The sequence below is a fragment of the Ensifer sp. Root127 genome (assembly GCF_001425225.1).
Lineage (GTDB): Bacteria > Pseudomonadota > Alphaproteobacteria > Rhizobiales > Rhizobiaceae > Ensifer > Ensifer canadensis.
On sequence record NZ_LMDX01000006.1, the window covers coordinates 64,490 to 89,660 of the forward strand.

General features: G+C 63.0%; 22 protein-coding genes. 7 read left to right on the forward strand and 15 right to left on the reverse strand.

The window, feature by feature from the left end:
• Positions 1 to 21 precede the first annotated feature (21 nt).
• The 4 genes from ASD03_RS10025 to ASD03_RS10040 all read right to left on the reverse strand — a co-directional run bounded on the left by ASD03_RS10025 (position 22) and on the right by ASD03_RS10040 (position 4,816).
• Positions 22 to 1,101, reverse strand: coding sequence for an ABC transporter ATP-binding protein (locus ASD03_RS10025; RefSeq protein WP_057213150.1), 1,080 nt, complete (start codon positions 1,099 to 1,101; stop codon positions 22 to 24).
• Positions 1,094 to 2,812, reverse strand: coding sequence for an iron ABC transporter permease (locus ASD03_RS10030; RefSeq protein WP_057213152.1), 1,719 nt, complete (start codon positions 2,810 to 2,812; stop codon positions 1,094 to 1,096). Before ASD03_RS10030 ends, ASD03_RS10025 begins: the two co-directional genes overlap by 8 nt.
• A gap of 127 nt (positions 2,813 to 2,939) precedes the next feature.
• The gene (locus ASD03_RS10035; RefSeq protein WP_057207611.1) at positions 2,940 to 4,052 is read right to left on the reverse strand and encodes an extracellular solute-binding protein; all 1,113 of its coding nucleotides are present in this window, start codon (positions 4,050 to 4,052) and stop codon (positions 2,940 to 2,942) included.
• A complete protein-coding gene (locus ASD03_RS10040) occupies positions 4,052 to 4,816 on the reverse strand; it encodes an IclR family transcriptional regulator C-terminal domain-containing protein (protein WP_057207610.1) in 765 nt (254 codons plus the stop codon). The genes ASD03_RS10035 and ASD03_RS10040 overlap by 1 nt, the downstream gene beginning before the upstream one ends.
• 354 nt (positions 4,817 to 5,170) lie before the next feature.
• On the opposite strand from ASD03_RS10040, the gene ASD03_RS10045 reads away from it, so the two are divergent.
• Positions 5,171 to 5,356, forward strand: coding sequence for a hypothetical protein (locus ASD03_RS10045; protein ID WP_025429502.1), 186 nt, complete (start codon positions 5,171 to 5,173; stop codon positions 5,354 to 5,356).
• A 376-nt stretch (positions 5,357 to 5,732) separates the two neighbouring features.
• On the opposite strand, the gene ASD03_RS10050 is transcribed toward ASD03_RS10045, so the two are convergent.
• The 5 genes from ASD03_RS10050 to mtnK are packed head-to-tail and all read right to left on the reverse strand — an operon-like array spanning position 5,733 to position 11,156.
• Positions 5,733 to 6,851, reverse strand: coding sequence for a RuBisCO large subunit C-terminal-like domain-containing protein (locus tag ASD03_RS10050; protein WP_057213154.1), 1,119 nt, complete (start codon positions 6,849 to 6,851; stop codon positions 5,733 to 5,735).
• Complete coding sequence (locus ASD03_RS10055) at positions 6,851 to 7,852, reverse strand: transketolase C-terminal domain-containing protein (RefSeq protein ID WP_057207607.1); 1,002 nt, start codon at positions 7,850 to 7,852, stop codon at positions 6,851 to 6,853. The genes ASD03_RS10050 and ASD03_RS10055 overlap by 1 nt, the downstream gene beginning before the upstream one ends.
• Before the next feature lie 2 nt (positions 7,853 to 7,854).
• The gene (locus ASD03_RS10060) at positions 7,855 to 8,790 is read right to left on the reverse strand and encodes a 1-deoxy-D-xylulose-5-phosphate synthase N-terminal domain-containing protein (protein ID WP_057213155.1); all 936 of its coding nucleotides are present in this window, start codon (positions 8,788 to 8,790) and stop codon (positions 7,855 to 7,857) included.
• 3 nt (positions 8,791 to 8,793) lie between these two features.
• Positions 8,794 to 9,888 (reverse strand): S-methyl-5-thioribose-1-phosphate isomerase, encoded by a 1,095-nt coding sequence (gene mtnA / locus ASD03_RS10065; protein ID WP_057213157.1) that lies wholly within the window; start codon positions 9,886 to 9,888, stop codon positions 8,794 to 8,796.
• Complete coding sequence (mtnK, locus tag ASD03_RS10070; RefSeq protein ID WP_057213159.1) at positions 9,885 to 11,156, reverse strand: S-methyl-5-thioribose kinase; 1,272 nt, start codon at positions 11,154 to 11,156, stop codon at positions 9,885 to 9,887. The genes mtnA and mtnK overlap by 4 nt, the downstream gene beginning before the upstream one ends.
• Positions 11,157 to 11,301: 145 nt before the next feature.
• Between mtnK and ASD03_RS10075 the strand changes: the two genes are divergently transcribed.
• The 3 genes from ASD03_RS10075 to ASD03_RS10085 are packed head-to-tail and all read left to right on the forward strand — an operon-like array spanning position 11,302 to position 14,978.
• The gene (locus ASD03_RS10075; protein ID WP_057213161.1) at positions 11,302 to 12,825 is read left to right on the forward strand and encodes a sugar ABC transporter ATP-binding protein; all 1,524 of its coding nucleotides are present in this window, start codon (positions 11,302 to 11,304) and stop codon (positions 12,823 to 12,825) included.
• The gene (locus tag ASD03_RS10080) at positions 12,815 to 13,882 is read left to right on the forward strand and encodes an ABC transporter permease (protein WP_107028122.1); all 1,068 of its coding nucleotides are present in this window, start codon (positions 12,815 to 12,817) and stop codon (positions 13,880 to 13,882) included. The genes ASD03_RS10075 and ASD03_RS10080 overlap by 11 nt, the downstream gene beginning before the upstream one ends.
• 52 nt (positions 13,883 to 13,934) lie before the next feature.
• On the forward strand, positions 13,935 to 14,978 hold the full coding sequence (locus tag ASD03_RS10085; RefSeq protein ID WP_057213162.1) for a substrate-binding domain-containing protein: 1,044 nt from the start codon (positions 13,935 to 13,937) through the stop codon (positions 14,976 to 14,978).
• Between the two features lie 82 nt (positions 14,979 to 15,060).
• Here ASD03_RS10085 and ASD03_RS10090 read toward each other — a convergent pair whose 3' ends face one another.
• The 6 genes from ASD03_RS10090 to ASD03_RS10105 form a co-directional block, all read right to left on the reverse strand.
• A complete protein-coding gene (locus ASD03_RS10090; protein ID WP_057213164.1) occupies positions 15,061 to 16,041 on the reverse strand; it encodes a sugar-binding transcriptional regulator in 981 nt (326 codons plus the stop codon).
• Between the two features lie 92 nt (positions 16,042 to 16,133).
• The gene (locus ASD03_RS41245; RefSeq protein WP_082557288.1) at positions 16,134 to 16,586 is read right to left on the reverse strand and encodes a LysR substrate-binding domain-containing protein; all 453 of its coding nucleotides are present in this window, start codon (positions 16,584 to 16,586) and stop codon (positions 16,134 to 16,136) included.
• A 115-nt stretch (positions 16,587 to 16,701) separates the two neighbouring features.
• Entirely contained in the window at positions 16,702 to 17,928 is a 1,227-nt protein-coding gene (locus tag ASD03_RS10095; RefSeq protein WP_057213166.1) for an alanine racemase, read from the reverse strand.
• A 41-nt stretch (positions 17,929 to 17,969) separates the two neighbouring features.
• The gene (locus ASD03_RS37455) at positions 17,970 to 18,926 is read right to left on the reverse strand and encodes an ATP-binding cassette domain-containing protein (protein ID WP_081788969.1); all 957 of its coding nucleotides are present in this window, start codon (positions 18,924 to 18,926) and stop codon (positions 17,970 to 17,972) included.
• The gene (locus ASD03_RS37460; RefSeq protein WP_082557289.1) at positions 18,923 to 19,849 is read right to left on the reverse strand and encodes an ABC transporter ATP-binding protein; all 927 of its coding nucleotides are present in this window, start codon (positions 19,847 to 19,849) and stop codon (positions 18,923 to 18,925) included. The genes ASD03_RS37455 and ASD03_RS37460 overlap by 4 nt, the downstream gene beginning before the upstream one ends.
• Positions 19,850 to 20,116: 267 nt before the next feature.
• The gene (locus ASD03_RS10105; RefSeq protein ID WP_025429490.1) at positions 20,117 to 21,070 is read right to left on the reverse strand and encodes a LysR family transcriptional regulator; all 954 of its coding nucleotides are present in this window, start codon (positions 21,068 to 21,070) and stop codon (positions 20,117 to 20,119) included.
• Positions 21,071 to 21,193: 123 nt separating this feature from the next.
• Here ASD03_RS10105 and ASD03_RS10110 point away from each other — a divergent pair, with 123 nt between their 5' ends.
• The 3 genes from ASD03_RS10110 (at position 21,194) to ASD03_RS10120 (ending at position 25,160) form a co-directional block, all read left to right on the forward strand.
• Positions 21,194 to 23,122: an ABC transporter substrate-binding protein gene (locus tag ASD03_RS10110; protein WP_057213168.1), complete on the forward strand. Its 1,929-nt coding sequence runs from the start codon at positions 21,194 to 21,196 to the stop codon at positions 23,120 to 23,122.
• Positions 23,123 to 23,253: 131 nt separating this feature from the next.
• Positions 23,254 to 24,291, forward strand: coding sequence for an ABC transporter permease (locus tag ASD03_RS10115; RefSeq protein ID WP_244494232.1), 1,038 nt, complete (start codon positions 23,254 to 23,256; stop codon positions 24,289 to 24,291).
• Positions 24,288 to 25,160 carry an ABC transporter permease gene (locus ASD03_RS10120; protein ID WP_025429487.1) on the forward strand — a complete coding sequence of 291 codons (873 nt, stop codon included), beginning with the start codon at positions 24,288 to 24,290 and terminating at the stop codon, positions 25,158 to 25,160. The genes ASD03_RS10115 and ASD03_RS10120 overlap by 4 nt, the downstream gene beginning before the upstream one ends.
• Positions 25,161 to 25,171 lie beyond the last annotated feature (11 nt).

Sequence of the window (25,171 nt, forward strand, 5' to 3'; positions counted from 1 at the left end):
AGGTGCTCCGCGTTTAAGGGCTCAGGCCTGCGGCCGGGATTGCGCGGCAAACAGCGTCGAGGCTTCCGGCGGCACATAGACGAAGACATGCTTGTCGGCGACCTCGCGCGCGGTCTGGACGCGGAAGGTGCTGCCGGCGCCTGTCAGCTCGTACTGATAGACGGAGCCGAGATAGGAGCCGCCCTGAACGGTTGCCTGTACGACGTTTTCACCGGCGCTGCCGACGATCTGCAGCCGCTCCGGACGCACGGCAATCACGACTTTTTCGTCAGCACCGTTCCGGCCGGTGTTCGCCTTGATCATCGTTCCGTCTTCGAGGCGAACATTGGCGATGCCGGCGGCGCGATCGACCACGGTACCTGTCAGGAAGTTCGAGGAGCCGATGAAGTCGGCGACGAAGGCATCGGCCGGCGTCTCGTAGATTTCCTTCGGGGTGCCGAGTTGGCGGATACGCCCCGTGTCCATCACCGCGATGCGGTCGGAAACCGCAAGCGCTTCCGCCTGATCGTGGGTCACGTAGACGGTCGTGACGCCGAGACGTTCCTGAAGCTCGCGCAACCAGACACGGGCGCGCTCGCGCAGCTTCGCATCGAGGTTGGACAGCGGTTCGTCAAGCAAAAGCAGGCCCGGTCGATAGACGAGTGCGCGCGCGAGCGCCACGCGCTGCTGCTGGCCGCCGGAAAGCTCGAAGGGGTAACGCTCGGCGAATTTGGCCATCTCGACCAGTTCAAGCGCTTCCTTTATGCGCTTGAACTGGTCGGCGCGGCCGATCTTGCGCAGTTTCAGCGGGAAGGCGAGGTTTTCCGCCACCGACATATGCGGCCAAAGCGCGTAGCTTTGAAAGACGAGCCCGATGTTGCGCTGTTCCGGCGGCACCACCGTTTTGGTCTTGCCGTCGAAGAGCACGCGATTGCCCATGCGGATTGCGCCCGATGTCGCGTGGTTCAGTCCGGAAATTGCAAAAAGCGTCGTCGACTTGCCGCAGCCGGAGGGGCCGAGCAGCGTCAGGAACTCGCCCTTCGGAATGGTCAGCGAGACTTCGCTGACGGCCTTGTAGGAGCCGTAGTTGATGGAGAGGTTGTCGAGGATGAGATCAGCCATAGATCTTGGCTCCCAGCAGACGGCGCGCCATGAAGACGAACAAGGCCGTGATGATGACTTGGATGGTGGCAAGGGCGGAGACGGGTCCGTTGTCGCCCTGGGCATAGAGCTGCAGCATGGTCGAGCCGATGATTTCGGAGCCCGGCTGATAGAGGAAGACCGCCGTCACATACTCCTTGAAGAAGTGGATGAAGAGCAGCGCGAAGCTGGAAAACAGCGCCGGCTTCAACAGCGGCAGGACGATGCGCGTCACCGTCGTCCACCAGTCGGCGCCGGAAATGCGCGAGGCGCGGTCAAGCTCCTCACCGATCTGCGACAGCGCCGGTGCGATCGCACCGAAGCCGATCGGAATGTAGCGCACGACAAAGGCGGCGATCAGGATCCAGATCGTGCCGCGGATCATGTCGAGGCCCGGGACCCAGACCACGGCATAGAAGAAGCCGAGGCCGGCGATGATGCCGGGCAGCGAGCGCGGGAACAGCGCGACATATTCCAGCGCGCGGCGGAAGCGGAATTCGGAACGCTTGGCGACAAGCGCGATGAGCACGACGCAGGCGGTGCCGATGATGCCGCCGAGGAAGGAGATGACGACGGAATTGAGGATCGCCCTGACATATCCTGGCTGATTGAAGATCAGCTCGAAGTTGGCAAGGGTCAGTAGCTTCCAGAACGGGACCAGCGGCGTCAGGAAGCTGACGCTGGCGCGCATGAAGATGCCCGCAAAGACGGCGACGATGGTGAAGAGCACATAGGCCGCGACGGCGGCGAATGCGACCCAGCGCCAGTGTCCGAGGTCGACGAGCGAGGGGCGGGAGGCCTTGCCGCGCACGGTGACGAAGCGACCGCTGTCCTTCATCAACTGGCCCTGGAGCCAGACGAGCAGACCGACGATCACAAGCAACATGACCGCGCCGGCGCCGACGATGCCGTAGTCGGATTGCACCGCGGCGTTGATGCCCTGGTCATAGAGGAAGGTCGTGACGGTATGAATGCCGCTCGGGCCGCCGAAAACCAACGGGATTGCCAGCATCTCGATGCCGATGACGAAGTTCAGAACAGCGGAATAGACCATGGCCGGCCGCATCATCGGTACGGTGATGCTGATTAGCGCTCGCATCGGGCTGGCGCCGGCCGAGCGGGCAGCATCTTCCAGCTGGGCATCGGCCTTGGTGACGGCGCCGATGCACATGAGATAGGCGAGCGGCGCCTGGCTCAAGCCCGCAACGATGCTCATGCCGGTCAGGCTGTAGAGGTTCCACGGGCTGAGTCCGGTGCTCGCCTTGAAGGCGAGGGTGATATAGCCCGACGGTCCGTACATGGTGAACCAGCCGAAGGCCATGACGAGGTTGCTGACGAAAAGCGGCCAGATCAGGATCTCGCCGATCCATTTGCGTCCGGGCAGATTGGTGCGGCCGACGATGACGGCCATAACCGAGCCGAACAGCTGGGCAACGACCATCGTGACGACGGCGAAGAACAGCGTGTTGAGCACGATCTTGCCCATGCCCGCCTCGGTGAACAGGCGAACGAAGTTGCCGGCGGTGACGACGGCGTCGGGCTTGTAGAGCGGCCGGTCGAGAAAGGCCTGGAGAATAATGGGCGCAATCGGCCCGATCACCAGGATCGTGGTCAAGATGCTTACGGCCCAGAAGGTGATGGTCGACCGGTCACGCGTGGCGCTCGGTGCCGACCCTGCTGTGAGCTCGGTCATGGCAATAGTCCTCGAAAGCCGTCCGCGAACGCGAAAGACGGTCGTCAGGCTTCGTAGAGTTGAAAATGAGGGCAGAGGAACCGCCGGCCGACCGTATCGCGGCCGACGGTTGCTGAGTCGAGGCCCGTTAGTTGCCGGCCATCGCGGCGGTCCACTTGGTGGCAAAGCCCGCAGCGTCATCGATGATCGCCTTGTCGAAGCCGACGGCGATCAGGTTTTCCATGCCTACCTTGGCAGCGATCGCCTGATAGGTGTAGCGAACCTCGGCTTCTTCGACGTCCTCGCGATAAGGCGTCAGTCCGCCCTTGCCGACCTGCGTCTGGCCCTTCTGGCTGAGCAGATAGTCGACGAACAGTTTTGCCGAGTTCGGGTTGGCCGCCTCGCTCGGGATGCCGAGGCCGCGAAGCATGACCGGCGTTCCGTCATCGGGGAAGGCAAAGCCGAGGATCTCGCCGCCGGGCTGCTCCAGGCGGGGGAAGATGGTGATGCCGGAGACGGCGATGCCGACGAGATATTCGCCGGTGGCGATCTTCTCGTTCATCGGGCCGCCTGAGACTTCACCGCGGATCATCGGGCCGATTTCGCGCAAGCCCTTCCAGCCGTCGTCGCCCTTGACCTGCAGCGTCTTCCACCAGGCAGCAAGCCCAAAGGAGTTGCGGGCGGCGTCATAGGTGGTGATCTTGCCGTCGAACGTCGCCTTGTCGGCGGCTGCCGCCTTGACGAGCGAGGCGAAACCGGTCGGGCGCTGGCCCTCCGGCAGCAGCGCGGCATTGTAGGTGATGACGAGCGGGTCCGCCGACATCACGTAGATGCCGGGATAGGGATTGGCGAAGCCCGGCAGGCGTTCGGTTTCCGGGCTGGCATAATCGAGCATGCGGCTCTCGCTGCCATAACGTGCCCAGCGGTCGTTTGCGCCGGAGACCAGGATGTCGGCGGTGCGCGCACCGCTGCCAGCTTCCGCTTCCCAACGGGTGTGCACGGTGCCGGAGCCGAGGTCGAGCGTCTCGATCTTGATCCAGGGATAGAGTTCGTTGAAGCCCTTGATGACAGGCTGCCAGTTGTTGTCGGCCATGTTGGAGTAGACGACGAGGCCAGCTTCCTTGCGCGAGGCTTCGACGATCTGGCCGTAATCGGCCGGATAGTACTCAGGCAGCTTCGGCTCCTGGGCAAAGGCGCTGGTCGAGACCATCGCCGATGCGGCCAGCAGCCAACCGGCGAGCTCTCTCTTCAAATAGGACATCAATTCCTCCCGTGGGTTTTCCCATTTTTGAAAATGCGTCGCGAGAGCTCCTCACTTGCGCGACGCGCGGCTTCGACCGTCGCCTCGGTGACGCGATCGAGATTGTTGGCGATCCGCTCGCGTGGACCGGAAATATTGACGACGGCTACGATGCGGCCATCAGGATCGCGAATGGGCGCCGCGACGCCGGCGGCACCCTCGACCCGGCCGTAGAGGTTGGCGACATAGCCTTCTCGGCGGCCGGCGCTCACGCGCTCGGCGATGGCATGCGGATCGTCTTCGGTCGGGACGGATCGGCCGAGATAGGTTTCGAGCTCCTGGTCCGTCAGGCCGGACAGTAGCATCAGTCCGCTTGCGACGTAGTGGGCGACACGCTGTGTGGCGATATCGCGGTCATAGCGGATCTCGCGAATGGGCAGGATCTTGTTGAGATAGCGGACCTGCCGGTCGTCCGTCAGCACGGCGATGAAGCCGGTCTCCTCGATCGCCGCCACCGTTTCGCGAAGGATCGGCTCAGCCACCCGCAGGATCGTGCCCCAGCCGCTGTTTGCCTCCGACGGCTCACCCGGGAGCCGGATCAACAGGTAGCGTCCGTCGGTCTGGCGGGTGACGTACCGGGCTTCAACTAGGGTGCGCAGCAGAAGCAGCGTGCTGCTCTTCGGCAGGGCAAGGGCCTGGACGACCTCGGCGAGCGAGACGGCTTCGCTGCGCGACGCCAGCCACTCGATCAGGTCCAAAATTCTTTCCGCGCCCCGGCCGCTCATCGCGATTTTTTCCTTGTTCAATATGTTGAACATGTGCTATATAGTGAACTTACCGAGCGTGGCCGCCCTTGTCAAGGTGCGGCCAGTGCTTTCGTTTCCTGTGCCCCTTGCCGTTCGCCAAAGAGTGCCAGCAGGCAAAGGATAAGTGCCGGTTCCTCGACACGATTGGGGAGTTGGGAGGTTCCGGTTCATCCGGTCGAACCCGAAACGTCATTTCAGACCGCAACAAATCTTGAATCGTCTGATCAAACGCTCGCCTCCATTGGCGGGCACGCTCCCGTCGTGTCCGGTCTCAGATCGCGCCTCGTCAAGGTGCATGAACGACCTGGGCAGTGTTCGACTGAGGAGTGAACTATGCGTAAGCCAAAGCTTAATTCCACGGCCCATCCCGTAATCGAGCCCGGCTACAAGCCGGTGGCGCTGCCGGCGGTGCGTGCCGCTCACCTGATGCTGAAAAGCAGGAACGATGCCGACGTGCGTCACGCCCAGAGGAAGGCGACCATGCGCATCGTCAACCAGTTCGATCGCGACACCGACTGACGAACAGGCGCCCGCTTCGCACGGACGTTTCCCGAAGGCGGGATGCGCATCGTCGCAGGAGCGGTAAGTTATCCGGCGATATCTGAGCGTGGGGGCCGACGGCCGTCGAGCGACGGCAGTCGCTCAGTTCGCGGATACGGGCGAAACCACCTGCCAGTTTCCAAACAGCGTCAAGCCAGCGGCCTTGGCAAGAGCCACGGAGGATCATTGTCGAGCTGGCATCTGCGGGGGGATGGACACCCGGAAAGCGCTTTGCGCCGCGTAGGGCGGGCCGTCCTTGCCGGGTCTTTGCTGCGACGGCGATCAAACCTGCCGGGCGCACCATCGCGCCCGGCAGAGCCTTGGGAGGCTATCTCGTAGCTGAACCGTCGTACGCTTAGCGTGCAACCGCTTCGACGATCCGGCGGCTGGCCGAAACGATGTCCGTGTCCTGAAGCAGCGCGCCGCCGATCAGATACATTACGTCGTTTCCGTAGGCCTCGCGCATCTCCGGCACACGGCTAAGATTCATGCCGCCACCTGGCGCCGGCACGATCGCCTTCGGGCCGCCCATGTCGTCGGCGCAGGCCTTGGCGATCGACTGGCACTCCTCGCGGGTAAAGCCGAAACGGCCGCCGAAATTCGGATAGATCGCCGCATCGGCACCCATCAGCCGCTGCAAGGCGCCGTAGAAGCACCGATGGGAAAAGCCGGTATCCGGCGAGACGACGTTGGCGCCCGAAAATGCGGGGTGTGAAACGATCGGCAACGTGAAATCCGGGTCGGACGCCAGCGTGTGAATGACGTGATAGCCGGCCAGCGCCGGGGATATCATGACCGCGCCGGCGCCGGCCTCTTCCGCCATCTTCGCCCGCTCGAACAGCTCTTTTGACGACGCTGTAATGTTCGGCACGAAACTGGCTCGCCCGCCGCCCTTCGCATTGGCTTCGCCGACGGCGTCGACGCAAGCTGCCAAGCGTGCGGCAAATGGTGACGTCCTTTGATCGACCAATCCGTGGTCGTCCTTGACGAAATGCATGCCGCCGAGCGCGAAGTCGTGCGCGCGGCGCGCCAGTTCGGACGTAGACAATCCGACCGGCTTGATGGCCGACATCAACAGCGGTTGCGCGCCGATGCCGGCTTTTTGCCGCAGCCCGGCAATGCCATGTCGCGGACCATGGCAGAGAGCAAGGATGCCCTTGGACAGGCCGATGCCCTCGACCTTCAATCCCGGTTTGATCGAACTGTTGCCGAAGACGATGTTGAGGAATTGTAGGAAGTCGCCGCCGACATCGTCCTCGCTATAGGAAATGGTGGCGAGGTAGCCGGGGCGCCCGACCGGGTCCTGCGCGAGGGCTTCGAGCTTGCCGAGGATTTCATCCTCGACATAACCTTTGGGCACGACATCGCGCGGGATTTCGACCGTCTGTTCCAGGGCGATATCCAGCGCCCGTGCGCGCGCCTCGGCTTCATCTGCGGCCCTGACGTAATAGCTGACGGTAAACCGGGGCGCCATCAGAGCGCCTCCGCCTTCTGTGCCGAATGCACGTGGTCGAGACGAACCTCGGTCAGTTCGTCCTCGCCGATTTCGAGCGATCTGCCGGTAAGCTCCTCGATTGCCGACACCAGCGCGCCGGCATCAAGGCCGTACTTCTTCATCAGGTAAGGCTTCGAGGCGCCATGGGCAAAAGTGTCCTTCAGACCGAGGCGCTTCAGACGGACGCCAAGCCCCTCTTCGGCGAGGATCTCGGCCACCAACGATCCGAGCCCGCCGACGATGGTGTGGTTCTCGAGCGTGACGATGCCCTTCTTGCCGCGCGCAGCCTTGATCAACCCGTCGCGGTCGAACGGCTTGAGCGTCGAGGCGTGCAGGTGATGCAGCCCGATCCCGCGGGCTTCGATCGGCCGTGTCGCCCGCAGGGCCTCTTCGGTGCAGACGCCCGAGCTGACGACGAGGATGTCGTCGCCTTCCGAGAGCGTGCGCAGTTTGTTGAAGGCGAACGGCGTAGAAAAAAGCCGTGGAACTTCGCCGCGAAGGACGCGGACATAGACCGGGCCGTCGATCGCATCGGCAACCTCGAGCACGGTCTCGACCTCGGTCGCGTCGCCGGTCTCGAAGATCGTCATGTTCGGCACGGCGCGCATGACGGCGATGTCTTCGATGGCCTGGTGGGTGATACCGCCCGGCGTGGTGATGCCCGGCAGGAAGCCCATCAGCCGGACCTTGCGATTGGAATAGGCGATCGAATTGATCAACTGATCGTACGGGCGGCGGTAGAGAAAGACCGAGAAGGTGTGGATGAACGGCCGATAACCCTGCATGGCAAGCCCGCCGGCGAAGGAGAGCATGTTCTGCTCAGCCATCCCCAGCGACAGGAACTGCTCCGGATGCCGATCACGGAAACCGTCGACCTCGCAGGAAGAGGTGAGGTCAGCCGAAAGGCAAAGCACTTCCGGGCGCGCTGTCGCGAAAGCCTCGAATGCTCTCGCATAAGGGCGGTTGACGATTTCGACCATGGTCAGGCCCCTTCCATTTCGTTCGGGCTCACGCCCAGTTCGACAGCCAGTGCCGCCTGCATCTCAAGCCGCTCCTCGGCGCTCTTGAAGCGCACGTAATGAAGGCGGGGGAAGCGTTTCTGCAAGAAGTTCATTCCCTGGAACGGCGACGTATTGGCGAGGGTGATCAGCGGCTTGCCGGGTTCTGCGCTGTTGGCAGCAATGCGCATGGCCTGCAGATCGTGACCGTCGATCGAGCGGCAGGTTGCCCCGAAGGCTTCGACCCGACCGGCGAGGTCGCTCAGATCGAGAACCGAGGACATGGCGCCGTCGCATTGCTGGCGGTTGACGTCGACGATGACGCGGATGTTGTCGACCCCGTGATGGGCCATGGCGGCAAGGCACTCCCAGGTTTGTCCCTCCTGGAATTCCCCGTCGGACATGTAGACCCAGACCTTGCCTGGTTCGTTGCGCTTCTTGCGAGCGAAGGCGACGCCGGAGGCCATGGAAAGCCCCTGTGCCAGCGAGCCGGTCGTAACCTCCATGCCCGGGCTGTGTTCGGCGCCGATCATCTCGACCGAGCTTCCGTCCTTGTTGAAATGGTCGAGCGCGCTATCGTCCATACGGCCGACTTCGATGAGCGCGCTATAAATCACCAGCGCATAGTGCGCCGGCGAGATGAAGAAGCGGTCGTACTCGGGTGCTGCCGGGCCGTGATAGCCCGCGCCGGTGAAGGCCTCCGGGTTATCGGCAGAGGGCACGCCGCGAAACGGCAGCGGTACTTTGGGCAAGGTCGGCTCGCCGAGCGTCAGGATCTCGTTGTAGAGCAAGGCAAGGCTTTCGGCGGCCGAGCAGGCCTGGCTCAGATAGCCGCCGTTGTTCTTCATCGTGTGGAAGAAGACGCGGCGGCGAATGCCGAGCGCGATTTCTTCGGTGGTCTTCTGGTTTGTAAGGCTCATCGGTCAGCTCCTTTCCGGAAACAGCGCTTTGAGGCCTTCGGGCGAGGGCACGGCGACGCCGCGCTCGGTGATGAGGCCAGTGATGAGCCGGGCCGGCGTCACGTCGAAGGCCGGGTTTGCCGAAGGGCTGCCTTCTGGCGAAACGCGAACCGAGATGATCGAACCGTCGGGGCCGCGGCCCTGGACGAAGCTCACCTCGTCGCCGGTGCGCTCCTCGATCGGAATCTCCTTCACGCCGTCCTTGACCGTCCAGTCGATGGTCGGCGAAGGCAGCGCGACATAGAAGGGGACGTCGTTGTCGCTGGCGGCAAGCGCCTTCAGATAGGTGCCGATCTTGTTGCAGACATCGCCATTGGCGGTGGTGCGGTCGGTGCCGACGATCACCATGTCGACTTCGCCGTGCTGCATCAGGTGGCCGCCGGCATTGTCGACGATCAGCGTGTGCGGGACACCATGGCCGTTCAATTCCCAGGCTGTCAGCTGCGCACCCTGGTTTCGCGGCCGGGTCTCGTCGACATAGACGTGGACGGGGATGCCCGCCTCCGTCGCCATATAGATCGGCGCGGTCGCCGTTCCGTAGTCGACCGTTGCGAGCCAGCCGGCATTGCAGTGGGTGAGGATGTTGACCGGCTCGCCCGACTTCTTGGTTGCGGCGATCTCGCGGATGATCTTGAGGCCGTTGGCGCCGATCGCACGATTGAGTTCAACATCCTCCTCGGCGATTTCGGCGGCGCGCTGGTAGGCGGCCACGGCACGCTCTTCCACCGGCAGCGGACGGAGGAACTGGCGCATGGCGTCGAGCGCCCAGCGCAGGTTGATCGCCGTCGGCCGGGTCTCGTTGAGTTCCTCCCAGACCGCGTCGAGATGGCGGTCGGACGGGTCGTCGGCCACTGCGATGGCGATGCCGTAGGCGGCGGTGACGCCGATCAGCGGTGCGCCGCGCACCCACATGTCGCGGATGGCAACGGCGACGTCGGCGACGGTTTTCAACGTCACGATCCGGAACTCGTGCGGCAGCCAGCGCTGGTCGATGATGTCGACCGAACGGCCGTCGGCGTTGAGCCAGATCGTATGGTAGTGCTTTTCTCCGACTTTCACGAAAGTGTCTCCTGCTGAAGCCGTTCCGCAGTGGCGCGAATATCCCAGAGGCTCGCAATGCGATCCCGGTTGACGGCAAGATGGCGCCCGAGCTTCAGCGCCTTGCTTTCGCATTTGGCGCGGCGGCTGAGGTCGGCGATGGTTTCGAAATCGGCATTGTGGGCAAGGCCGAGGATGCGGCGCAGGATCTCCACCCCGGCAAAGCCGAGCATTTCGCGGTAGATCTCATCAAGAACGATGGTCAGCGCCTGTTCGGCGCCGAACGGGTCGGCGCGGTCTTCGAAAAGGCTCGCCTGATAGAGGATACCCTTGCGCTCGCTGCGCCAGAGCGCGGTAAACTCGTCGCAGAAGGTTTGCCAGATCGTCTCTGCCGTATCCAGCAGGTAGGCGCGCATCTGATCGCGTTCGCCGGCAGCGCTCTCGTGGCCACCTTGAGAGAAGTAGCTCATCCAGAAATTCGCCAAGAGCATGCCGACATCGAAGCTGATCGGTCCGTAGAAGGCGAATTCCGGATCGATGACGCGCGTCTCGTCGTCGGTGACCATGACCGAACCCGTATGTAGATCGCCGTGGCAGAGGGTTTCGGCCTTGGCGGAGAAGATGTGTTTCAGCCGCTGGGCCTCGACCTTCAGGTCGCGGTCGCGACGCAATTCCTCGACCAGGCTGTCGAGGTGCGGGGTGGTGTGGCGGTTCATTTCCGCCTCGAAGTAGGGATCGGAAAAGACCAGGTTTTCGGTGATGTCGCAGAGTTCGACATTGTCCGCGAAAAGGGCGAGATCGGCCTTCTTGTCGCGCGTCGGCATCGAAAGATCCGAGCCGCGGAAAAGCGTGCGGGCCGCGAAAAGGCCGAGATCGCGACCGATCTTCGGCAGCTTACGCCCCTCGATCAGCGCACGCCGCAGGATCACGTGCGGCGCCAGATATTCCATAATGATCATCGCCTGCTCGGCGTCGAAGAACAGGATTTCCGGCACCATGCCCGGGTCGCGCGCCGCCTGGCGGGTAAGGGCGTGGTATTCGAAGAACGAGCGCTTCAACGGCAAGGGCCAGCGCTCACCGACGAGCCTGACATAGGGGAGCGCCTGCTTGACGATAGCTGCACCCATCTCGCCCGTGACGATGAAGACGAGGTTGAGGTTGCCGTCGCCGACCTCCTTGACCTGCCAGCGGCGATGATCGCCGCCGATCCTGTCACATAGCGCAGCATTGCCGCTCAGCCTTAATGGCAGCGTTTCGGCGCTGAGCGCCTCGAAAACGTGCTTGTCCATATGGTCCTCCCTATGGGCATGGCCGGCCTCGGCCGCTCCTCGCCATGCTGTCATGGGCCATAGCTAAATCGGCATTCTGTCAAATGTCAATCGCCTTGACATTTGATGGATAGCCATCCTAACCTGACTTCATTGGGAGGAGAGCATGAGCGAACAAGCAGTGTTTCGCGTCGAGGGCGTGCGCAAATCCTTCGGGCCGATACCGGTTCTGAAGGGCGTCGATCTCGAATTGCGCAAGGGTGCCGTGACGGTGCTGATGGGCGCCAACGGCGCTGGAAAGTCGACACTGGTGCGCATCCTCTGCGGCGTCTACGTCGGAGACGCCGGAGCCATGCAGCTGGATGATCTCCCTTTTTCGCCGACAACACCGGCGGAGGCGATCCGTGCTGGTGTGGTGACGGTTCACCAGAACATCAATGATGGCGTCGTTGCCGACCTCGACGTCGCGACCAACCTCACGCTCGACCGGCTGAACGGCCGCGGTGCGCGCCTGTTCTTCAACCCGCGCCGGGTAAGGCGCGAGGCAGCCGTCGTTGCCGCCCGCATGGGCCTCGCCATAAATCTTTCCGCTGATATCAACGATCTGACGCTCGCCGACCGGCAGATGGTGGCGATCGCCCGCGCCATGGCGCACGAGCCGCAGGTGCTGATCCTCGACGAGCCGACGTCGTCGCTCTCGAGTGCCGAGGCCGATCGGCTGTTCGAGCTTCTCGACCGGCTGAAAGCCCGTGGGGTCGCGATCCTTTATATCTCGCACCGGATGTCCGATATCCGCAGGCTCGCCGACAGCATCGTCACCCTGCGCGACGGGCGCATAACCGGCCGCTTCGAAGGCGCGGATCTGGACTATGAGGGTGCCGTCAATGCGATGCTCGGACAGAAAGTCTCGGCAGGCGACGTGACCGTGCGCGAAGGGCTCGGTTGCGTCTTTTCTGCCCAGGGACTGAAACTTACCGACACGTCGCGTCCGTTCGATCTCAAACTGGGCGATGGAGAAATCGTCGCGGTCACGGGCCTCGTAGGCGTCGGCAAGACGGCGCTGGCCGAGACGCTCTTCGGAGCCCGCCCGCCCGCCGCCGGCCAGATGACGCTCGACGGCGCTTCCTATCGCCCGCAATCGACCGGCCAGGCGATTGCCAAGGGCGTGTTTCTGGTGGCGAAGGATCGATCCGACAGCGGCATCGTTCCCGATTTCAACATCTACGAGAATATCAGCCTGCCGTTCCTCAAGCGGCTGTCGCGCTTCGGCATAGCGAACCGCCGGTCCGAACGGGCGAAATCGCGGGCGCAGATCGCCGCCCTCGGCGTCGTCTGCCGCAGCGAGCGCGACGAAATGCAGACGCTTTCCGGCGGCAATCAGCAGAAGGTGATGGTCGGGCGGTGGCTTTCCGAGCCGTCGCGTCTCCTGATCCTCGACGAGCCTTTCCAGGGCGTCGACATCGCCGCACGCCGCGATATCGGCGCCAAACTGCGCGCCTCGGCGGCGGGTCGCGCCACTATCGTCTTCCTGACCGAACTCGACGAAGCTTTCGAGGTCGCCGACCGCATTCTGGTGATGTCGGAACACACTGTGGTCGGCGAGCATCGCAACGCTTCGGTCGACGTCGAGCGCCTGCTGCAGGAGATCGCCGGTCAACATCATCAGCAGGGACAGCCCCATGAGCAGTGAACAGATGAAACCCGCGGTGCCCGCCGCTTCCGCGTTGCCGGTGCTGCCGCCCACGGCCACGGTTGGCCTGCGCGATATCGCCATCAAATACGGTTTCCTTGTCCTTCTGGGCGGACTGGTCGTCTACTTCTCGCTGGTGACGAACGGGTTTTCCTCGCCGCAGAGCGCCGTCTTCATCCTGCAATCCGTGTCGATCACCGGCATCCTGGCGCTCGGCGTCACGGCCACGCTCGTTGTTGGCGGTTTCGACCTGTCGATCGGCTCGGTCGCGACCACGTCAATGATGGCGTCATCCTATGTGATGGTGGTGATGGGCGGAGATGCGCTGACGGCGACGCTCGTCTGCCTGGCGATCGGCGTTCTCGTCGGGCTGATCAACGGTATCATCATCGTCTACATGCGCGTGCCGGACCTGCTCGCGACGCTCGGCATGATGTTCCTGCTGCTCGGCCTGCAGCGCATACCGACCGAGGGCCGTTCGATCGCCGCCGGCATGACGCTTCCCGATGGCTCGGTGGCAACAGGCACTTTCAGCCCTGCCTTCCTGGCGCTTGGCCGCCATCGCTTCGATCTCATCCTGCCGAACCTCGTGCCGGTTGCCGTCGTGGTGCTGATCGTGCTGGCGGTACTGATCTGGTTCTTCCTCGAATACACCCGCTTTGGGCGCATGATGTATGCGGTCGGCTCCAACGAGCGCGCCGCCGGCCTGGCTGGCGCTCCGGTCAACGCCTATAAGATCTCGGCCTATGTCATTTCAGGCGTCTTCGCGTCGATCGGCGGCATTCTGCTCGCCGCGCGTCTCGGCCGCGGCGACATCGCCTCGGGCAACAATCTGCTGCTCGATGCGGTTGCCGCAGCGCTGATCGGTTTTGCCGTGCTCGGCGCGGCCAAGCCCAATGCGTTCGGCACAGCGATCGGCGCGCTCTTCGTCGGCATCCTGCTCCAGGGCCTGACGATGATGAATGCACCCTACTACACGCAGGATTTCATCAAGGGCGCGGTTCTCGTCATCGCGCTGATCTTCACCTTTGCGCTCTCGAAAAGAGGCAAACGCTGACGGGAAAGCCCCGCCCGCGGACAACAAACGTTCACCAGTGGAGGAGACTGAAATGAACTTTACACGCAGAGCAATGGGCAAGCTGGCGCTTGGTCTTGCCGGAACCGTGGCATTTGCCACCGCATCCTTTGCCGCCGACATGCCGAAGCCGTTCGACAAGCCGGGCGACGTCAAGATCGCGCTCGTGCGCTATCTGTCGACTGGCGACTTCTTCCAGTCCTACCTTGCCGGCGTGGAGGCGCAGGCAAAGGCTCTCGGCGTACAGCTTCAGGTTCTCGACAGCCGCCAGGACGCAGCGCTTCAGGCCGACATGGTCGACCAGGCGATCGCGCTCGGCGTGCAGGGGATCATCATCCAGCACGGCCTGACGGAATCGATGAAGGAAGCTGCCCAGCGCGCCGTCGATGCCGGCATCAAGGTCGTGGCCTTCGACGTGAACGTCGAAAACGAGAAAATTCCGCAGGTCGAACAGTCCGACCGCGATCTTGCCCGCCTTGCTCTGGAGCAGGCGATCAAGGACAATGGCGAGAGCTTCAAGGCGGGCTACGTCTATGTCGCCGGCATCGCTCCGCTCGACCGTCGCGACGAGACCTGGAAGGAATTCAAGGGCAAGTATTCCGGGATCAACGAGGTCTCGCAATTCGGCACGATGGACAACCCGATCGCCAACTCGGTTGCCAACCAGGCGCGCTCGGTCATCTCCGCCAATCCCGATATCACCGTGATGTTCGCGCCCTATGACGAGTTCGCCAAGGGCGTCAAGATTGCGGTCGACGAAGCCGGTCTTTCGTCCAACGTGAAGATCTATTCCGCCGATATCTCGACCTCCGATATCGCGGCAATGCGCGAGCCGGATTCCGCCTGGGCTGCGACTGCCGCCACCAACCCGGCCGTGGTCGGGCAAGTCTCGGTTCGCACACTCGCCATGCTGCTTGCCGGCGAGGATCCGGGCCGCAGCGTCATCGTGCCCCCGACGTTGATCACCCAGAAGGACCTGAACGATCAGGACATCAAGAACATGGAAGAACTCGGCACCAAGCTGCCGCAGTTCGCCCACGCGGATGTCGCCATGCCGGCTTGGATGCCGAAGCCCTGATCACGCGGTTTGTTGATGAAAGTGGGGCGGTCGAAAGACCGCCCCGTTTGCGTACTGCCAGCCCTACGCATCACAACGCGCTTTAAGTCGTCGTTGCGTCTACCTTGCCGAGACCGTCCAGGCTCCAGCGCTCCATGACGCGGCGCGCCATTGATGTCGTGACCACCAGATGCGAGGCAAAGCCGCCCTTCAGGGCCGCCATCAGTGGTTCGAACTTGCTCTCTTCCTGGACGACCAGCATGCGCTTTTTGATGGCGCGGATCGACGAGAGGTCCGCCGAGATGCAGCGCCGATTGTGGGCGCAGTTCACCCATTGGCCGTCACCATCGATCAGCTGTCCGGCGATGACACCGACAGCGCCTTCCTCGCCCATGCGGTGCATCTCGCTGGCGCTGAGCGCGCCGCACTTGACGAGGTGGCTGTCGTCCTCGATGCCGCCGACGGAATAGAGCGCCAGATGACAGTCGGCGATCGTCGACAGCTGCTCGCGGATCACCGGCTCGCCGCGAAGCTCCTCGGCCAGCCGCTCGGACGACAGCACGAGCGGCGCGTAGAAATTGATGCCTTCGGCATTGAGCCGGCGGGCGATCTCCGTCGTGCACTGGTCCGGCCGATAGGAATAGGGCGCGCCGAGATTGCCGCAGAGCTGGACCACAGTGACGCCACGCAGGTCGGCGAAGGGCATCACGTCGGCGATATGATAGACCGTTCGCCCCCAGGCGACGCCGACGCGATCGCCCTTGTTGATCAGTTCGAGAAAGACGGATGCAGCCAGCACCGGCATCTCAGCCGTCGGGTCCATGGCCTGCCGGTCCTCCGGCACGATCCAGGCCGCCGTGACCCCGGTTGCATCCTCGAGCTCGCGCGCCAGCACGTCGTCGGTGAAAAGCTCGGTCGAAGTGGTGATGTTGACGATCCCGGTCTCGCGTGCTCGCCTGAGATAGGTCGCGACAGAGGCGCGGGAGATCCCCAGTTTCTGCGCAACTTCGTCCTGCCGCAACCCATGGCTATAGTAGAGCCACGCGGCTTTGTGCATGATCTGATCGGTGTTGCGAATAGGCATGGGGATCCTTCACTTGTCGATTTCTGACATTATTCATCGGTCGTGACATAAGTCAAATTGCCATTCAGGCAAAGTTGGAGGCGGGCGTTGCCTCAGGCGTTGGAGCCGGGAAAGTGTCGCGCTTGCGCCTCTTTCATCAGCCAGTCGACGAAATGCGCAGTTGCCGGCCGTTCGATCGCCGCAGGCAACGTCACGATATAATAGGCGAATTCGCTCGGCCATGGTCGATCGAGAGCGATGGCTAGGCGGCCGTCGGCGATTTCTTCCCGCGCATAGATACCGCGGACAAGTGCAACGCCCTGACCAATGACAGCAGTTCGGTCCAGAAGGAACGGAAGACCGTCTGCCGTTGCTATACTGGAAACGAACGTTTCACCGGCCGGGGTCGCTTGAGAGCGGGGCTGATCCTTAGGGGTAAAGGTGGCGTGCCGGCGGGCAGGTTTTGCCGGCTGAAGGCGAAGGCCCGCCTTCAGTCCTACAGCGCCACGCGTCTTAATAGACGCGCAAAGGTCGCCGTAGCACTTTGAAGTGCTGCATGTTTTTATCCTTAGATCGAATAGGACTTAAGGAAACATGCAGTGGGCTCCGGTTGGGCCACACGGCCATCGCGTAGCACGGGCGGCGATGTCGTTGTGACGCATCCGTGCGTCACACGCCCGATCAGGTCTGGCAGCAGCGGGCATCGACCGGCAGTGTCGTCGCCCCGCCATCTGCGTGATGCAGCGTGAAATGATCGAAGTTGGCGATCGATGCGCAGGAGTGGTTGGGGAAGACCCGCACGCGGCTTCCGAGGGTCAAGGGGCGTCCCGAGAAGGGAACGAAGCCATGTTCTTCAGACAGCCGCTCGAGCGTCCAGACACCTGTTTCGCCATCGCCTTCGGCGCTGACGACGGTGCCGAAGCCGGCGCCGCCCATGCCGTGTGCGCCGCGATCGGAGCTCATCGACTTGGAGCCGGCGTCGATGATGAAGTGCGTGTCATTGGAGGCAACGACGCGCGCAACCACCGAGAGCGCCAGGTCGTCGGCCGTGCAGATGCCGAGCCTGAGCGCGGTTCCGTCGAGGAACACGTAATTGCCGGGCCGGACGCAGTCTACCTCCTGGGACAGAGGCGCGCCGACACAGGTCGGCGTTGCGCCGACGGAAATGCAGTCGACCGCGATGCCGCGGTCCCGAAGCCGGCCGGCGAGACCGGCAAGGTCTGCGGCCTCATCGCGGGCGACCTTGGCCAGGCCCTGCGGGCCAGTGGCCGCGTAGGAATGGCCGGCGTGCGAAAGCAGGCCGGCAAAGTGCAGGCCGTCGGAAGCGGCGATCTGGGCGCACAATTCGAGCGCAGCCGGATCGCTCGGCTTGAGGCCGACGCGGCCGAGGCCGACATCGACCTTGAGGAAGACGCCGATTTCGACACCGTGGCGCGTCGCGGCCGCCGACAACGCTTCGACGCCCGTCGCGCTTGCCGCAATCGTGCGCAGCTGCGTGCCGCGCGCCTTGACCACGGGCAGCAGACGGTCGAGCGACTGCGGCTTGACGATGGGATAGGCAAGGATGATCGACGGTATCCCGGCTTCCGCAAAGACCAGCGCCTCGCTTGGCTTGGACGCGGTGATGCCGCGGGCGCCCAGTGCCAGCTGCCGTCGCGCGACATAAAGGCTCTTGTGCGTTTTCACGTGCGGAAACATCGAGACGCCGGCTTGATCGGCACGCTGCTGCATGACCGCAATGTTGCGGGCAAGGCGCAATTCGTCGACTTCGATATAGGGCGTCGATCGCTCTGCGGCCGCAGGGCGCAGGAAGCCGTTGGCTTTCGGTTGCGCCGGGGCGCTGTCGATGTCTGCGGTCACGTTGCCGGCAGCGTTCGCAGCCGCCAGCGTCACTTCGGAAGTGTTCATCTTGGAATGCTCTGATCTGAAGAGGGGATTGGTTGTCGTCGTCAGCCCGTTGCGACCTGTCGCACGAAATGGCTCGATGAGACCTGTTGCATCGGCAGTTCGCGCGGCACGAAGTCCGGCGGGCGCACGGCGCTTGGGATCTCGTCGGACATCGGCTGGCGGCCTTCCGGGCGGCGTGTCGGGTCGGCGATCGGAACCGTCGACAGGAGCTTGCGGGTATAGGGATGCTGCGGATTGCCGAAGACCGAGCGGCGGTCGCCGATCTCGACGATTTCGCCGAGATACATCACCGCGACGCGGTGGGCAATGCGCTCGACCACCGCCATATCGTGGCTGATGAACAGGAGGGCGATCTGCATTTCGCGCTGCAGGTCCATAAGCAGGTTGATGACCTGCGCCTGGATCGTCACGTCGAGCGAGGCGACGGCCTCGTCGGCGACGATCAGGCGCGGGTTGAGCGCAAGCGCGCGGGCGATGCAGATGCGCTGGCGCTGACCGCCGGAGAACGCATGCGGATAGCGCTCGAGGTGCTCAGGCGAAAGTTCGACCTTGGCCAGAAGCTCGGCGGCGCGGGCGCGCATGACCGCAGTCGAGCCCAGCTTGTGAACGCGCATCGGGTCCATCAGCGACTGCTCGATCGTCATGCGCGGGTTGAGCGACGAGAACGGATCCTGGAAGACCATCTGGGCGTCGCGTCGAAACCGCGCGAGCATCGCGCGCGGCGCGCCGATCAATTCAGTTCCATCGAACCGGATCGAGCCCGAACGCGGTCGGTCGAGCTGCATGATCGAACGGGCAACCGTCGACTTGCCACAGCCGGATTCACCGACCAGCGCCAGGGTCTCTCCCGGAAAGATGTCGAAGGAGACGTTCTCCACCGCGTGCACCCGACCCGAGACATGTCCGAACAATCCGGCCTTCAAATCGAAGCGCGTCACCAGGTTGCGCACCTCGACGAGCGGCTTTCGGGTTTCCTTCATCGGCGCGGACGCGTTCATTCTGTCACCTCGGCAAGCAGGCGCTCGGGTTCGAACACAAGCAACGGAAATTTCTCCGGCGCGTCCTTGTCGGCCATGCTGCCGAGGCGGGGCACGGCGGAAATCAGCGCGCGTGTGTAGGCATGTTTCGGCTTGGCGAAGATGTCGTAGACCGAGCCTTCCTCGACGATCTCGCCCTTGAGCATGACGCAGACCCGGTCGGCGACTTCGGCAACCACGCCCATGTCGTGGGTGATGAACAGCACCGACATGCCGATCTCGCGCTGCAAGGCGCGAACCAGATCGAGGATCTGCGCCTGGATGGTCACGTCGAGCGCGGTTGTCGGCTCGTCGAGGATCATCAGCGAGGGGCGGCAGGCAAGGGCTATGGCGATCATGACGCGCTGGCGCATACCGCCGGAAAGCTGGTGGGGATACTGGTCGAGCCGGCGCTCGGCATCGGGCACACGGACCAGCTTCAGGGTATTGAGCGCGATCTGGCGCGCCTCTTCCGGCGTCTTGTCCTGATGATGGATCACCGCCTCGGCGATCTGATCGCCAACAGTGAAGACCGGGTTCAGGCTCGACATCGGATCCTGGAAGACGATCGAGATTTCCGCGCCGCGCAGCGCCTCGACCCGCTTTTCCGAGAGCTTGGCGAGGTCGGCGACCTTGCCGTCCTTCAAACGCATCAGCACCCGTCCGCCGGTGATGGCTGCGCCGTCATATTCGGTCAGCCGCATGATTGTCATCGCCGTGACCGATTTGCCCGATCCGGATTCTCCGACCAGCGCGACGGTCTCGCCGCGCGCGATGCTGAAGGAGACGCCACGCACCGCGCGCAGCTGCGCCCGGGTGCCGGCAGCGAAGGAAACTTCGAGGTCTTCCACGGAAAGGATGACATTCTCGGGCAGCTCAGGCTTTGCGGATTTGGACAGGATCATCAGCACATGCACCCGATTTCGAAGGGACGTTGCGCTCTCAGGTCTCGCAACGAGGTCGCATCCTGTCAATACGGAAGGGAGGTGCGATCAGCCCTGTCCGCCGGGTCGCTGGAGCAGACATCGGCCTCGCTCCCGATCCGCTGCCGCCGCAAAATCCAGTGAAATCAACGTGTCACGATTGTGGCAGGCAAAACTATGCGCTTTGCGCATTGTATCGCCTGTCTTCGCATATCGCGCCGGTAGTGCGATTTCGGACGGATTGACACCTCAGGCTGCGTCGGTCGTCGCCTCAAAGCCGCTTTTATATTGAGGCAGTGCGGCACATTGCTTGAGATGCTGCCAGAGCGCATCGCTGTCATGGCTGCCGGGGCCGGCGCGCCTGAAGATCCGGATCTCCATTTCAAGCGACATCTGCTGGCCGCCGATCTGGGCCAGGCGTCCCTGCCGCATGGCCTCGGCGACGCAAATCTGCGGCAGCCAGGCGACGCCCCGCCCAGCAACGGCCATGTGCTTCAAGCCATCGGCAAGGCCGGACTGGTAGACGGTGCTGAGGTTGAGCGGGCGGCGCCAGCGCGATTGGATCAGCGTTGCCAGCTTGCCGATATAACCGTCGCTCCAGGAATAGGCGAGATAGGGGATCTCGGTGGTTTCGGGCACGTCGATGTCGAACAGCGGCCGGCCGTTGTCGTCGGTTCCCGATACGAGAATGAGCCGGTCCTTGCCGATCTGCAGGGATTCGAACGGGCCGCCCTCCAGCACCGGAGGGCCGTCGGGATGGACATAGGTGATGGCGAAATCGCACTGACCGGAGCACAGGTGATCGATGCTTTCTAGGAAGTCGGCCGCATGCATGCTGGTGCGAAGCGGCATGCGCGAGATCAGCGGCGAGCCGATCCACTTTGGAAAGAAATACATCGCCAGCGTATGCAGCGAGGTGAAGGTGAGCATGGCCGAGCTTTCGCCGGCGACATTGCGGCAGTCGGTGCGCAGGCGGTACGCTTCGCGGACGAGCCGTTGGCAGCCGGGCAGGAACATCGTGCCGGCCCGGGTCAGCTGCACGGGGTAAGTGCTGCGGTCGATCAGGTCGGCGCCAATCCAGTTCTCCAGCGATTTGATGCGTCGGCTGAAGGCCGGTTGGGAAATATTGCGCGCGGTCGCCGCCGTCGAGAAATTCCGCGTCGCGGCGATTTCCAGAAAATCTTCAAGCCATTGCAGTTCCATGCCGGCCCTCATGCGTGTTTTGCATAGTCTATCCTAACTACACATTGGACAGACCTGCAAGCGCTCTTCTAGCCTCCCTTATAACGAGAAGAAAACTTCCGCCTCCACCAAATGGGAACAACGATGAAACGCACCTTAGCCCTAGCCCTCAGCCTGGGGCTCGGCATCGCGGCTGCGCCCGCTATGGCCGAGACCAAGAACCCCGGCACTTTCGTCTTCATGTGGACCGACGACATCCAGTCGTTCGATCCGGCCTATATCGCCAACACGCCAAGCTCCTACGGCGCGCTCAACATCTACAGCCGGCTGTTGAACTTCAACGGCTCGAAGATCTCCGAGTTCGTGCCGTCGCTTTCGACCGAGGTGCCGTCGCTTGAAAACGGCCTCATCAAGCAGGGCGACGACGGCTCGGTGAGCTATACCTTCCCGATCCGCAAGGGCGTTTTCGCCCACAAGGTCGGCGTCAAGGGCGCCGACGGCAAAGTCATTTGGGAGTATTACGACAAGCTGACCGACGCCCAGAAGGCGACGATCGAGCCGGGCTACGGCCAGATCACGCCCGAGGACGTGCGCTATTCGCTGCTGCGCGCCATTCTTCAGGGTCAGTCGTGGATGTCGAACGCGATCACCGAGGTGATCACCGCCGGCAAATATACCGACATCGCCAAATGGGTAGAGACCGAAGGCGAGGTCAAGTCCATCAACGACGCCAGCCCCGAGATCCTGCGCAAGGTCTATGACCAGCTCGCCTCGCAGATTATCGTCGATGGCGACAGTCTCACGCTGAAGCTGCCGAAGTCGTTTCCGGCCACCCTTGGCGTGATCGCGCTGCCGTTCGGTACCTCGGTTCTCGACAAGGAATGGGTTGCCTCGGTCGGCGGCTGGGATGGCTCGGGCGATACCTGGAAGGCCCACTATCGTCCGGAACTCGGCGCCAATCCGCTGTTTGCCGAGGAGAACGGCACCGGGCCATTCATGCTCGAGGAATGGGACCGCACCGACCGGCGCATCACTCTAAAGCGCTTCGACAATTATTTCATGGGGCCGGCCAAGCTCGAGCGGGTGGTCATGCGCACCGTTCCGGAATGGACGACGCGACGCCTGCAGCTTCTGTCCGGCGACGCCGATTTCGTCACCGCGCCGGTCGAGTTCATCGACGAACTCAGCAAGACCGAGGGCGTCAAGGTCATCGACGGCCTGCAGAAGGTGTTTTCGCGCGGTGTCTTCTTCGCCTGGCCGCTCGACGACAACGACAATCCGGCGATCGGCAGCGGCAAGCTCGACGGTGCCGGCATTCCGCCGGACTTCTTCGCCGACATCGATGTGCGCAAGGGCTTCAACTACGCCCAGAACTACGATGCGCTCCTGAACCAGGTGCTGCTCGGAAAGACCGTGCAGTCGCGCGGGCCGACCGTGCGCGGCATCATGGGCTATCGCCCGGATTCGCCTGTTTACAGCTACGATCCCGCCAAGGCCGAGGAACACTTCAAGAAGGCGTTCGGCGGCAAGCTCTGGGAGACCGGCTTTGCGTTTACGGCCTATGTCACCGAGGGCAATCCGCAGCTGACGGCAGCACTCTCTGCCCTGCAGCAGGGCCTGTCGCGCATCAACCCGAAGTTCAAGATGCAGATCCAGGCGCTGCCATGGGCATCCGTTTCGGACAAGCTCAACAACCGCGAAAAGCCGGCCGCACCCTTGACGGTGATGGGCTGGGGGCCCGACTATTCCGACCCGGGCGGTCCGCTCGGTGCCGCCAGCTACTATCTCTCGCCCACGGGTCTCGTCGGCGGCATGGTTGGCCAGGGTTATCGAGACCTGATGGCGGAGAAGTTCAAGCCGTTGCTCGATGAGGCCTGGGCCTCGGTCGATCCCGCCGTGCGCGAGCCGATCTACGCCAAGCTGCAGGAAATGTCGTACGAATACGCCACCACCCAGTTCCTGTGGGAGGACTTCGGCTACGTCGTCACCCGCAGCAACATCGATGGTTATGTCGACAACATGATCCTCTACGGTGCCTGGGACTTCTATCCGGTCACCAAGGCCAACGATTGATTGGCTACTGCGCCGCGCGTCTTATTAGACGCGCAAAGGTCGCTGTAGCACTTTGAATTGCTGCATGTCGGGCGGCATCCCCGCCCGACATGCCTTTGTTTCATTTTCCCTGAAATCGGAACGTATGAACCGTGCTGAACTATGCACTCAGACGACTGATGATGTTGCCCATCGTTCTCTTCGCTCTGTCGTTGATGATCTTTGCGCTGCAGATGTCGCTTTCGCCGACGCAGAGACTGGCGGCCTATGCGCCGTCGCCTGATTATCTCAAGGGTGGTCAGGAAAGCATCCGCAGGATGATCGAACAGTACGGGCTGAACGATCCCTTCTACATCCAGTACGGCCGCTGGATCGGCGGCATCCTGACCGGCAATCTCGGCTGGTCGGAGACGGCCCGCCAGCCGGTTTCGACCGCGCTGATGTCGCTGTTTCCGGCGACCCTGGAACTGGTGGTGCTGGCCTTCGTTCCATGCCTGCTGCTCGCGGTCTTCCTTGGCTCGCGCGCGGGCATCTATCTCAATCGTTGGCCGGATCACCTCATCCGCATCTTCACCATTCTCGGCTGGTCTTTCCCGGTCTACGTCTTCGGCCTCTTGATGCTGTTGATCTTCTATTCGGCGCTCGACTGGTTTCCACCGGGCCGACTCAGCCAGTGGGCCCAGACCGTGGTCAGCTCCAGCGACTTCGTGCGCTACACCGGCGCAAACACCGTCGATGCGCTGCTGAACGGCAATCTGGCGATCTTCGGCGATGCGCTTCGCCATCTGGCAGCGCCGGTGATCACGCTGACCTATGTCAACGTTGCCAGCATGACCCGGGTGATGCGCACCTCGATGCTGGAGACGCTGCGCCAGGACTATGTGCGCACCGCCCGCGCCAAGGGTCTGCCGCGCCGTGTCGTCGAACTGCGTCATGCCCGGCGCAACGCGCTTCTGCCGGTTGCGACCATCGCCGGCATGGAGCTGGCCGTGATGATGGGCGGTGTCGTCATCACCGAGACGATCTTCGACTATGCCGGCCTCGGCCAGTTCGCAGCCAAGACCGCCGCCAATCTGGATTTCCCGGCGGTTCTCGGTTTCGGCCTCTATTTCGCGGTCGTTCTGGTGCTGATGAACCTGATCGTCGACCTTATCTATCCGCTGCTCGATCCGAGGGTGAAGACGCAATGAAGGTTCTTCGTTACCTCGCAAGAAACCCGGTGTCCCTCTTTGGCGTCGTGGTGCTTCTGGCCTTCGTGCTGATCGCCGTGTTCGCGCCGGTTCTGGCGCCGCCGCAGAGCTTCCAGCTTTCACCCTACGACACGCCGCGTGCCGGCTTCCTGGCGACGCCGCAACCGCCTTCGCCGGAAGCCGTTTTCGGCACCACGCAAGGCCAGTACGACATCTTCTACGGTGTCGTCTGGGGGACGCGCACGGCGTTCAAGATCGGTCTCGGGGTCGTGGCGATCTCCGTGCTGATCGGCACGGTGGTCGGCGCGGTCGCCGCCTATTATGGCGGGCTTGCCGAAGAAATCCTGATGCGCATCGTCGACGTGTTCATGGCGGTGCCGTTCCTGATCGCGGCCATGGTGCTGACGGCGCTGCTTGGCAAGGGCATCGTGCCGATCACCATTGCCCTGACGACGTTCGGGTGGATGAGCTATGCCCGTATCGTGCGAAGCGAGATCCTGAGGATCCGCGAGATGGACTATATCCATGCGGCACGCAGCTACGGCGCCAGCGATCTGCGGCTGATCGTGCTGCATATCCTGCCCAACGCCATGTTCCCGGTGCTGGTGCTGGCAACGATGGCGACAGGCTCGATGGTGCTGTCCGCCTCGGCGCTCAGCTTCCTCGGCGTCGGCACCGAAGAAGGCTATGCCGACTGGGGACAGTTCATCGCCTACTCGCGCAACTGGATCGTCGGCCAGCCCGGCAACCCTTTCCAGTTCTGGTACACGCTGGCCTTCCCCGGCGCTGCCGTCTTCCTTTTCGTGCTGTCGTGGAACCTTGTCGGCGATGCGTTGCGCGACATGCTGGACCCTCGCCATTCCCATTGAGACCCATTCCT

Bases quoted from the DNA above. Each gene is read 5' to 3' on its own strand.
- ASD03_RS10095 (WP_057213166.1), bottom strand. From the start codon at position 17,928: ATGAACACTTCCGAAGTGACGCTGGCGGCTGCGAACGCTGCCGGCAAC.
- ASD03_RS37460 (WP_082557289.1), bottom strand. From the start codon at position 19,849: ATGATCCTGTCCAAATCCGCAAAGCCTGAGCTGCCCGAGAATGTCATC.
- ASD03_RS10050 (WP_057213154.1), bottom strand. From the start codon at position 6,851: ATGGCGCCCCGGTTTACCGTCAGCTATTACGTCAGGGCCGCAGATGAA.
- ASD03_RS10090 (WP_057213164.1), bottom strand. From the start codon at position 16,041: ATGCCTATTCGCAACACCGATCAGATCATGCACAAAGCCGCGTGGCTC.
- ASD03_RS10120 (WP_025429487.1), top strand. From the start codon at position 24,288: ATGAAGGTTCTTCGTTACCTCGCAAGAAACCCGGTGTCCCTCTTTGGC.
- ASD03_RS10105 (WP_025429490.1), bottom strand. From the start codon at position 21,070: ATGGAACTGCAATGGCTTGAAGATTTTCTGGAAATCGCCGCGACGCGG.
- mtnK (WP_057213159.1), bottom strand. From the start codon at position 11,156: ATGGACAAGCACGTTTTCGAGGCGCTCAGCGCCGAAACGCTGCCATTA.
- ASD03_RS10080 (WP_107028122.1), top strand. From the start codon at position 12,815: ATGAGCAGTGAACAGATGAAACCCGCGGTGCCCGCCGCTTCCGCGTTG.
- ASD03_RS10055 (WP_057207607.1), bottom strand. From the start codon at position 7,852: ATGGTCGAAATCGTCAACCGCCCTTATGCGAGAGCATTCGAGGCTTTC.
- ASD03_RS10040 (WP_057207610.1), bottom strand. From the start codon at position 4,816: ATGAGCGGCCGGGGCGCGGAAAGAATTTTGGACCTGATCGAGTGGCTG.
- ASD03_RS10085 (WP_057213162.1), top strand. From the start codon at position 13,935: ATGAACTTTACACGCAGAGCAATGGGCAAGCTGGCGCTTGGTCTTGCC.
- ASD03_RS10045 (WP_025429502.1), top strand. From the start codon at position 5,171: ATGCGTAAGCCAAAGCTTAATTCCACGGCCCATCCCGTAATCGAGCCC.
- ASD03_RS10025 (WP_057213150.1), bottom strand. From the start codon at position 1,101: ATGGCTGATCTCATCCTCGACAACCTCTCCATCAACTACGGCTCCTAC.
- ASD03_RS10060 (WP_057213155.1), bottom strand. From the start codon at position 8,790: ATGAGCCTTACAAACCAGAAGACCACCGAAGAAATCGCGCTCGGCATT.
- ASD03_RS10110 (WP_057213168.1), top strand. From the start codon at position 21,194: ATGAAACGCACCTTAGCCCTAGCCCTCAGCCTGGGGCTCGGCATCGCG.
- ASD03_RS37455 (WP_081788969.1), bottom strand. From the start codon at position 18,926: ATGAACGCGTCCGCGCCGATGAAGGAAACCCGAAAGCCGCTCGTCGAG.
- ASD03_RS10075 (WP_057213161.1), top strand. From the start codon at position 11,302: ATGAGCGAACAAGCAGTGTTTCGCGTCGAGGGCGTGCGCAAATCCTTC.
- ASD03_RS10035 (WP_057207611.1), bottom strand. From the start codon at position 4,052: ATGTCCTATTTGAAGAGAGAGCTCGCCGGTTGGCTGCTGGCCGCATCG.
- ASD03_RS10030 (WP_057213152.1), bottom strand. From the start codon at position 2,812: ATGACCGAGCTCACAGCAGGGTCGGCACCGAGCGCCACGCGTGACCGG.